The sequence below is a fragment of the Bacillota bacterium genome (assembly GCA_013177945.1).
In the GTDB taxonomy this organism is placed as follows: domain Bacteria; phylum Bacillota; class DSM-12270; order Thermacetogeniales; family Thermacetogeniaceae; genus Ch130.
The window spans coordinates 1-4,543 of sequence record JABLXW010000038.1 but is presented as its reverse complement, the minus strand read 5'-3'; the positions used below and the strand labels follow the sequence as shown (position 1 = coordinate 4,543).

Sequence of the window (4,543 nt, the reverse complement as noted above, 5' to 3'; positions counted from 1 at the left end):
TGATGATAGTCGTTGTGATGATGAGCCGAACAGGGTTTTCCCCCTGCGTCCACTTGGTCAGCAGGTTCATCGCTTCCTGCGGGTCTGGCAGGTCCGAGTAGCGGCAGTAACTTGGGTCATACTCTGCTGGGAAAAAAGAAGAGAAGCTGATTTCTTTCAGCTTCTCTCCGGTTGTGAAGTCAACTTCACCTAAGTTAATGATGTTTACTGTTTCTATTTGCTTCTCCCGCCGGATGGTCACCTCCGAGGGGTTTACTGGCAGGTGAAGCGTTGAGCCGGCAGGATCTATAAGAAAAAATCCACAGTCACCACCACCTATTCCGCAGCGGGCTTAACCCTGAGAGTGCGAAAATACATTGTACCGAACATCTCGAACTTGGCTGGCCCTATTTGTATTGAGATCACATTGCCTGCCTTGGTTGCTTTTCGGACATTATTGGAAACCCACTGCTTGGCTTTTGCAGGTTCTGACTCATTATAAGGCAAGGTAGCGCAAAAGCCAAAATATCCCTCTGTTACTGCATTTATCGCTTTCTCGCTTACTAGGCCAGCGACAGAAGATGCATCAATTACAAAATCAACCCATTGAATGTGGAGCGGTGAGGTTTCGAAGATATTACATATTAACTTGACTCCTGTGTCTGGGTCTACTGCTTCGCCGCTGTCTTCAGCAAGGTCTTGCCCGATTTGCGGACCTGAAAACTTGAGTCCCCATGTCCTTTCCAGGTTTAACTTAATATCTGCTGCCGCAAGACCTGGGATAAAATTTTCCTCAGCTGTTTTGTCCGTTGTTGGGGATGGATTTTGTTCTTTTTTGGGTGAATTAGCAGGCTGCTGGTCCTTTTGCGCGGGTTCTGATGTCGGCAAAGAGGGAACTGGGGATGAAGCAGGCGATATTGAAACCGTCTCATCGCTCCTAGCTGCTTGTTGCCCAGCTTCATACCCATCTGGCACCGATGACACTCCCATAACCACTCCAATAACAAATAGGGCCAGTGATATAGTCCCCACCGTCCAAATCCTTTTCTTGGTCCACCCGCGCTTAGAGACAGACTGAACGATCAGCATGACCAGGGCTACAACCACGCCGGCCAAACCCAAAAGCGCAAGAAACCCTGCTAAAACGGCCATGTAGCACACCTCCACTAACTAGTTATGCTATATTTTGCCGTTTAGACAGGCAAATCCTGCTATTATGTCTTATTTTCAAGCGCCTTTTTAATCTCGCCAACAATTCGCCGCCCAATATTCCAGGCTAGTGCATCTTCATCAGGCTCGCCACGTGGCATGTTAATGGTAATACCGGCAACTGTAACATTTACGCTACCGCCACCAGCCCCGGCCCCAGCCACCACCGGTACCGGCCCGGCAAAGTCACCCAGGGCGTAGGGCTTAACCCCCAGGTATTCGCCGGTTTGCTGCCAAAGATTTAGTGCGCGAGTCCGCAACCGGGATGATAGAGGGATAATCACCTCCGGCCCGGCTTCGGCCACAAGGCCCAGGTGGGGCCGGTTGAATACGCCACCAAGGGCGTGGGCTTCTACGGGGGTTTTGGCGGCTTGGCGCCCGGCTTCTCTGCCTGCGCTGAAAGACTTGCTTATCTTATCCCATTCACCCCTGATAATGGCCCAGGTGTCTGATGCCCATTTTTTCACGGCATCCCATTTCTCGTCCCACCATTTTTTGTTGAAAATGGTGTCACTAATGGCAACCTTAACAGATTCCCATATTGATTTGGCCGTGCTCCAAGTGTTACTTGCCCACGTTTTTGTAGCATTCCATTTCTCAGCCCACCAGGCGCTGTTAAAAATCGTGTTGCTAATGGTTTCTTGGGCGCTGTTCCATACATTTACCATGCTGGCCCAGGCATTACTCGCCCAGGTTTTAATGTTTTCCCATTTTGCAGCCCACCAGGCGCCATTAAATATAGTGCCTTCGAGATAGCCAAAAACATAGCCAGCCCCTTTTGCAATAGATTCGATCGTGACGTGCGTAGAGATCCATGTCCACGCGTCACTTGCTTTTTGTTTTACGGTCTCCCATGCTTCCCCTGACTTCTGCTTGATAAGCTGCCAGTTAGCTCCGATTTTATTGCCTAGAGCACCACCGCCAAAGAAACCTATGAGACCGCCGATTGTTGTTCCTACACCTGGAATAATAGATCCCAGCGCGGCTCCGGCAGCCATGCCACCCCAGCGGCCTGCAGCGCCGCCAATTTTAGCTGCCCGATCTTCGGGGGCCGCTCTAAAGATAGAAAACAAATCGAGGCCAATACCAAGTGGTACGGCGATCCTACCCAGTATCCGTCCTGTCCCGCTTAAACGAGACAGTAGCCCGGCTGGTTTGGCCGCCGTTGCTGCTGTTTCTGCCGCTCCGGTCACAGCTTCCGCCGCAGTAGCCGCTCCGTATCCAAGTTTACCTACTAGCCATTTACCAGCGCCATAAATACCTTTCCCAAGTCCCCAAACACCACGCAGGAGCATGCCACCGCCCAGCATCCCTGCGCCGGCCAGGAGGCCGACACCGCCCAGGATATTGCCCTCTGCCAGGGAGCTTACCGCACCTTCTGCCATGCCAGCTAGGCCCACAAGCCAAGCTTTGGCCGCTATCTCGCCCAGCTTAACAAATATTTCCTGAACCTTTTTCCCGCCGGGACCGCTCAGCCAGTTGCTAACCGCATCAAGGCCTCGATTGAGCACGTAGAGCAGTTTATCGCCGAAGTCCATTTTCTGGAACGCTGGGTCTTCTGAAATTTCGCCCCAGAAGTCTTTAACTCTTTTATACGCGCGTTCAAAGTACTCCCCGACTCGTCTCCCCGCATTCTCCAGCGTTTTTTGGACTGCCTTAAATCTCTCGCTCGTGTAATCTGTTGTTCCGACTAAATCTAGGAGAATCCTCTTGACTGGACTCGCCATACCGGCGCCGAAACTATATACAGTTAGCCGCGCCGTATCTTTTATCGTTGATACTAGTCCAAATAAGCTTTCGGAGAGCTGCTTCAGCCCGCCGCCGAAGCGCTTTTCTAGAGTCCTTACTATCGCTTCCATTGCTTTCTGGGCAGAAATGCCTTTCTTGCCTATCTCGCCGATTTCGCTTTCCGCTACGCCCAATTCCTTGGCAAACATATTGATTGGGATGCGGAGGTTTAGCGCTACCTGCCTCAAGTCCTGCAGATTGAGGGTGCCAGAGGAGGCTATCTGTGTAAATCCCAGCAGCGCATTCTGGATGCCTTCCATCCCGGCACCAGTGCGCCCGGCGGCGTCTCCCAAAGCCGTCAATGCGCGTTTGGCCTTATCAAAGGAATATCCTGCACCCATCAGCATTATCATTGATTGCTGTAAAAAGGGAAATTCAAAGGGGGTTTTGGCTGCAAATGCCACTAAATCTTCAAAAGCTTTTTTGCCTTTTTCTGCACTTCCCATATAGAAGTCCAGCGACATCCGCGCTTGCTCGAATTCCCCGGCCAACTTGAGCGGGTACCCGATAAGGCCAGCTATGCCGGCGCCGGCTCCCAACATAGTCAGCGGGCTAGTCAGGACGCCGACGATGCGCTTAACTGCATTCGTCACCCGATCCTTAGCTTGAATTGTCACCGTCCATGCACGAGAAGCAAGCTCACGCAATGTGCCGCCGATTTGCCAGGCCTTCCAGGTTACCAGATCGCGCAGCGTTGCCTTGGGCTCCACTTCCAGTTCATCCAGCTTCCGTATCTCTGCCCAGGCTTTAGTCAACTGGCCGAATAGCTCGCCACGCAACTCCGCTACCGGGCCGGCCTTAACGTCGTTCAGCACTGCCAGGGCGGCTTTGGCCTTCATTACCTCGTCGATGATATTACCCTTCATCTCTACAGCGGCGCTGAAGTGACCTTTATTTATAGCCTCTAGCGCTGCGTTCATGCGGGTAACCACCGATGATACTCTATCCTGGACGGCAATAATGGGAGAGGCTTGCGCCAGGTCAAGTTTTTTAATAATCTGATCGGCCTTAAGCACGCTGCGGGTAAGATTGTCTCTGACGTTTAGCAAAGGAGCTATCCTTACCCGATCCAGCGCCCCAGCTGCCCGCTGAACGCGCTGCATCTGCTGTTCTATCCGCCGAGCTGGCCCTGAAATACGGTCAACGAGGCGGACGGCGGGGCTGACCTGCATCCGGTTGAGCATTTCCCCGCGCTTACGGGTATGCTCAATGAATTTGTCTAGGGCCTGCAGCTTTCCTTTTGCCTGGTCGTCCCCGGCTACATCAACAACGATATCCAACCGGTAGAATTCACTTCCAGCCATGCCGTTCCGCCTCCTTTCTTGCTTGTTGTTCCGCTTCCAGTTCTAATTCCATGCTAGCCAGCAAGAATAACTGTTCTCCCCTGGGTAACTCCCAAAACTCTCCGGGCCGCAGGTGATGCCGCACCCAAATGGCATGCAGCATCCCCGCCAGCCCCCCGGACTTAATTAGTTTTTTACATCTTCTAGTTCAGTGTTAAAGCCGGAAAGATCCAGAACTATATCTCCCAGGGCCGCCAACTCGCCAGCCAGGAGGATGCGTTTGA

The 4,543-nt window shown here is 52.4% G+C and carries 4 protein-coding genes; all 4 read right to left on the bottom strand.

Going from position 1 to position 4,543, the window contains the following annotated elements; translation table 11 throughout:
• On the bottom strand, positions 1-319 hold a 319-nt coding region (locus HPY58_13790), incomplete at its 3' end, for a terminase (protein ID NPV30687.1).
• Positions 316-1,131, bottom strand: a complete 816-nt coding sequence (locus HPY58_13785) for a hypothetical protein (GenBank protein ID NPV30686.1) — start codon at positions 1,129-1,131, stop codon at positions 316-318. The genes HPY58_13790 and HPY58_13785, both read right to left, overlap by 4 nt.
• 62 nt (positions 1,132-1,193) lie before the next feature.
• On the bottom strand, positions 1,194-4,280 hold the full coding sequence (locus tag HPY58_13780; protein ID NPV30685.1) for a tape measure protein: 3,087 nt from the start codon (positions 4,278-4,280) through the stop codon (positions 1,194-1,196).
• The gene (locus tag HPY58_13775; protein NPV30684.1) at positions 4,267-4,422 is read right to left on the bottom strand and encodes a hypothetical protein; all 156 of its coding nucleotides are present in this window, start codon (positions 4,420-4,422) and stop codon (positions 4,267-4,269) included. The genes HPY58_13780 and HPY58_13775 overlap by 14 nt, the downstream gene beginning before the upstream one ends.
• Between the last annotated feature and the right edge of the window lie 121 nt (positions 4,423-4,543).